General features: G+C 74.5%; 5 protein-coding genes, 3 tRNA genes and 1 pseudogene. 5 read left to right on the plus strand and 4 right to left on the minus strand.

Annotation, left to right across the window (positions count from 1 at the left end; genetic code table 11):
* Window positions 1-234 (plus strand): annotated as a pseudogene (locus BG452_RS31930) (hypothetical protein); the annotation flags it as partial.
* Between the two features lie 127 nt (window positions 235-361).
* On the opposite strand, the gene crcB (BG452_RS31935) reads toward BG452_RS31930, so the two are convergent.
* The 3 genes from crcB (BG452_RS31935) to crcB (BG452_RS31945) are packed head-to-tail and all read right to left on the minus strand — an operon-like array spanning window position 362 to window position 1,574.
* Window positions 362-736: a fluoride efflux transporter CrcB gene (gene crcB / locus BG452_RS31935; protein ID WP_188307844.1), complete on the minus strand. Its 375-nt coding sequence runs from the start codon at window positions 734-736 to the stop codon at window positions 362-364.
* Window positions 733-1,089, minus strand: coding sequence for a DUF190 domain-containing protein (locus BG452_RS31940; protein ID WP_188307845.1), 357 nt, complete (start codon window positions 1,087-1,089; stop codon window positions 733-735). Before BG452_RS31940 ends, crcB (BG452_RS31935) begins: the two co-directional genes overlap by 4 nt.
* Entirely contained in the window at window positions 1,086-1,574 is a 489-nt protein-coding gene (crcB, locus tag BG452_RS31945) for a fluoride efflux transporter CrcB (protein WP_188307846.1), read from the minus strand. Before crcB (BG452_RS31945) ends, BG452_RS31940 begins: the two co-directional genes overlap by 4 nt.
* A 70-nt stretch (window positions 1,575-1,644) precedes the next feature.
* On the opposite strand from crcB (BG452_RS31945), the gene BG452_RS31950 reads away from it, so the two are divergent.
* From BG452_RS31950 to BG452_RS31965, 4 genes are all read left to right on the plus strand, one after another.
* Window positions 1,645-1,986: a metallopeptidase family protein gene (locus tag BG452_RS31950; protein WP_188307848.1), complete on the plus strand. Its 342-nt coding sequence runs from the start codon at window positions 1,645-1,647 to the stop codon at window positions 1,984-1,986.
* A gap of 129 nt (window positions 1,987-2,115) precedes the next feature.
* Window positions 2,116-2,188, plus strand: a tRNA-Glu gene (locus tag BG452_RS31955).
* Window positions 2,189-2,243: 55 nt separating this feature from the next.
* Window positions 2,244-2,317, plus strand: a tRNA-Asp gene (locus tag BG452_RS31960).
* Window positions 2,318-2,344: 27 nt separating this feature from the next.
* Window positions 2,345-2,418 (plus strand) — tRNA-Phe (locus BG452_RS31965).
* 139 nt (window positions 2,419-2,557) lie between these two features.
* Here BG452_RS31965 and BG452_RS31970 read toward each other — a convergent pair.
* On the minus strand, window positions 2,558-3,338 hold a 781-nt coding region (locus BG452_RS31970; protein WP_188307847.1), incomplete at its 5' end, for an alpha/beta hydrolase family protein.

Below are 3,338 nucleotides of genomic sequence, written 5' to 3' on the forward strand. Positions count from 1 at the left end.
GCCGACGCCGACGGGCCGCCCGTCGCCCCCGGCCGGGCCGCCGGACCGGCCTGCCCGACCGGCGCCACCCCGCCGTGCTTCTCCTCCGCCGCCGGACCGACCGACATGCACCCGGTCAGCCCCAGCCCGGCCACCGCCAGCACCGCCGCCGCCCGTACCACCGCGCCCGAACGCACCGCCCGCACCGAAGCCACCGAGCTCCCTCTCCATCGCCCCACCCGGGCCGCCCACTGACGCGCGGCCGCTTTCGGTGCCCAACGCGCGCCGGGCGCACCGGGACACGGGTCGGTGGCGCGGTTCTCGGCGACCGCCCCCACGGAAGGCCCGGCCGGAGGGCCCGCAGGGAGGCCCGCGACAGGACTCAGCCCCAGAGCGCCGAGGCCAGCTCCGCCCCGGCGTACACCGCGGTCAGCCCGGCGGCCAGGCTCCCCGCCACGTTCGCCAGCGCGTACCGCCCGGCACCGGACTCGGCCAGCCGCAGCGTCTCGTACGAGAAGGTCGAATAGGTGGTCAGCGCCCCGCAGAAGCCCGTGCCGACCAGCAGTTGGACGTGCGAGGACGCCGCTCCGGCCGTCACCGCCCCGGCCAGCAGACCGAGCACCAGGCAGCCGAACACATTGACCGTGAAGGTGCCCCACGGGAACACCGAGTCGTGCCGGGACTGCACCGCCCGGTCGGTCAGGTACCGCAGCGGCGCGCCGACCACGGCGCCCGCCACCACCAGCAGCCAGTTCACCGCCCGGCCTCCCCCGCGCCCCGACCCCGGTAGTGGACGACCTCGCAGCGGTCCAGCAGCACCAGCCCCTCCGCGACCAGCTCCTCCAGCTGCGGCAGGAACGCCCGCACCCGCTCCTCCTCGTCCACGATCAGCACCGCCACCGGCAGGTCCTCGCTCAGCGACAGCAGTCGCGCGGTGTGCACCAGCGACGAGGCGCCGAACCCCTCGATCCCCCGGAACACGCTCGCCCCGGCCAGCCCGGCCGCCCGCGCCCGGTGCACGATCTCGCTGTACAGCGGGCGGTGGTGCCAGGTGTCGCTCTCCCCCACCAGGACGGTCAGCCGCAGCGCCGGCCCGCTCAGCCGGCTCACCGGGCGCCCCCGCGGTGGATCAGCCGCCGGGTCAGCGTCGCCGCCGCCCACACCGCGCCGAGCGCGGCCACCAGGGTCAGCCCCAGGTACACCAGCCCGGGGCCGAGCCGCCCGGCCTCCAGCAGCCGGCGGACGTCCACCGCGTACGTCGAGAAGGTGGTGAACCCGCCCAGCACCCCGGTGCCGAAGAACGGCCGCAGCAACGGATGCGCGGGCCGCCCCTCGGTGATCGCCACCAGGAACACCCCGATCACCGCGCAGCCGGCCACGTTGATCAGCAGCGTCGTCCACGGGAAGGCCGACGGCCCGGTCTCCCAGCCGAGCCCCGCCGCGTACCGGGTCACCGCCCCGATCGCCCCGCCCACCGCGACCACCGCCACCGCCGGCCCCTGCCCGCGCAGCACCGGCGGCCGGCCGGGCACCGCCGCGGCGGCCCGGGCCGGACTCTCCGCAGTGTCGTCCAACGCGTCCTCCGAGGTCGTCATCACCCCATCAAACACCGGTGTCCGCCGCCTGGCACACCGTCATCCCAGCCCCGACAATGATCCGGTGGAGATGACCCGGGAAGAGTTCGAGACGCTGGTCAGTGACGCCCTGGACCAGATCCCCCCGCAGCTCGCCGCCATGATGGACAACGTCGCGATCTTCGTCGAGGACGAGCCCGACCCGAGCGACCCCGAACTCCTCGGCCTCTACGAGGGCACCCCGCTCACCGAGCGCGGCGAGTGGTACGCCGGCGTCCTGCCCGACCGCATCCTGATCTACCGCGGCCCCACCCTGCGGCACTGCGAGACCCGCGAGCAGGTGGTCGACGAGGTCCGCACCACCGTCATCCACGAGGTCGCCCACCACTTCGGCTTCGACGACCACGAGCTGGACGAACTCGGCTGGTCCTGACCCCACCGCCGACCAGCCCGCCGCGGGCCCCACCCCCACCCGGCCCAAACCCGTTTTGGCGATCCGCCCCGCATCCCATATGCTTCTCGACGTCCCCGGGAACGCTGGAAACAGCCGAACGGACCACAAGCCCTCATCGTCTAGTGGCCCAGGACGCCGCCCTTTCAAGGCGGTAGCACGGGTTCGAATCCCGTTGGGGGCACGCAGTACCGTTGTAAAGTGCAGTGCCGCAAGACCTCGGTGGTCCGCCACCGTAAGGTCCCGTGGAGCAGTTGGTTAGCTCGCCACCCTGTCAAGGTGGAGGTCGCGGGTTCAAGTCCCGTCGGGATCGCTCGTCTCGCAAGAGACGGTGCAGTACGGCCAGGTAGCTCAGTTGGTACGAGCGTCCGCCTGAAAAGCGGAAGGTCGCCGGTTCGACCCCGGCCCTGGCCACAATCAGCAAGGCCCCGGAGAGTTCGCTCTCCGGGGCCTTTGCCGTACCCGCCCACCGCGCCGAACTCCCCCACCCGGCCGGGCAGTTGCGGACAGCACGAAGCCCCCGCGGCGGATCCGCCGCGGGGGCTTCGCCGTTTCAGCCGGCCAGGCGGGTGGTGAGCCAGTCGGCGGTGGTCGGGAGCCAGTCGGGGAGGGCGGTGCCGAGCAGGTGGTTGCCGTGGGGGACGAGCAGCAGTTCGGCGTTCGGGGCGTGCTCGGCGAGGACGGTGGCGTTGGTGACGCCCGGGATGCGGTCCTCGCCGCCCTCGACCACCAGCAGCGGGAGGGTGATCGTCGGGGCGAGGGCGGTCAGGTCGAGCCGGTCGGCGTAGCCGCGGGCCGCCTCCGGTCCGCCGCAGCGCTGGATCAGGGTCTCGGTGACGAACGGGGGCAGGGCGTCCCAGTCCAGCCGGAACGGGCCGCTGACCGTCACGGCGGCCCGCAGCCGCGGCTCGTGGGCGGCGGCCTTCGCCGCGTAGTAGCCGCCCATGCTGAGGCCGACCACGGCGGTGCGGTCGAGGTCCAGGCCGTCATGGGCCGCGAGCGCGTCCAGGGCCCGGCCCACCACCCGGTGGTAGTCCGGCTCCGGCGCGCTGCCCGCCGCCAGGACGCCCTGGCCTGGCCCGTCCATCGCCAGCACGGCGACCCCACGGTCCAGCAGGGCCTCGGTGAGGAGGTGGAACTCCTCCTTCGAGGAGTCCATGCCCGGCACCACCAGCACCACCGGGGTGCCCGTACCGCCGCCGTCCGCCGCCGGTCGACGCAGCCAGCCGGCGAAGCCCTCGCCCTCGACCCGCCGGGCGTCCGGCTCCAGCAGCGCCAGCGACCGCCGCATCGCCCCGTCGGCCTCGGCGGCGAGCCGGGCGGCGGCGGCCCGG

Source organism: Streptomyces sp. CBMA123 (genome assembly GCF_014596465.1).
Taxonomy (GTDB): Bacteria; Actinomycetota; Actinomycetes; order Streptomycetales; family Streptomycetaceae; genus Kitasatospora.

What these genes read in the sequence shown, in the direction of transcription:
- crcB (WP_188307846.1), bottom strand. Translation starts at nt 1,574, where the DNA reads ATGACGACCTCGGAGGACGCGTTGGACGACACTGCGGAGAGTCCGGCC.
- BG452_RS31950 (WP_188307848.1), top strand. Translation starts at nt 1,645, where the DNA reads ATGACCCGGGAAGAGTTCGAGACGCTGGTCAGTGACGCCCTGGACCAG.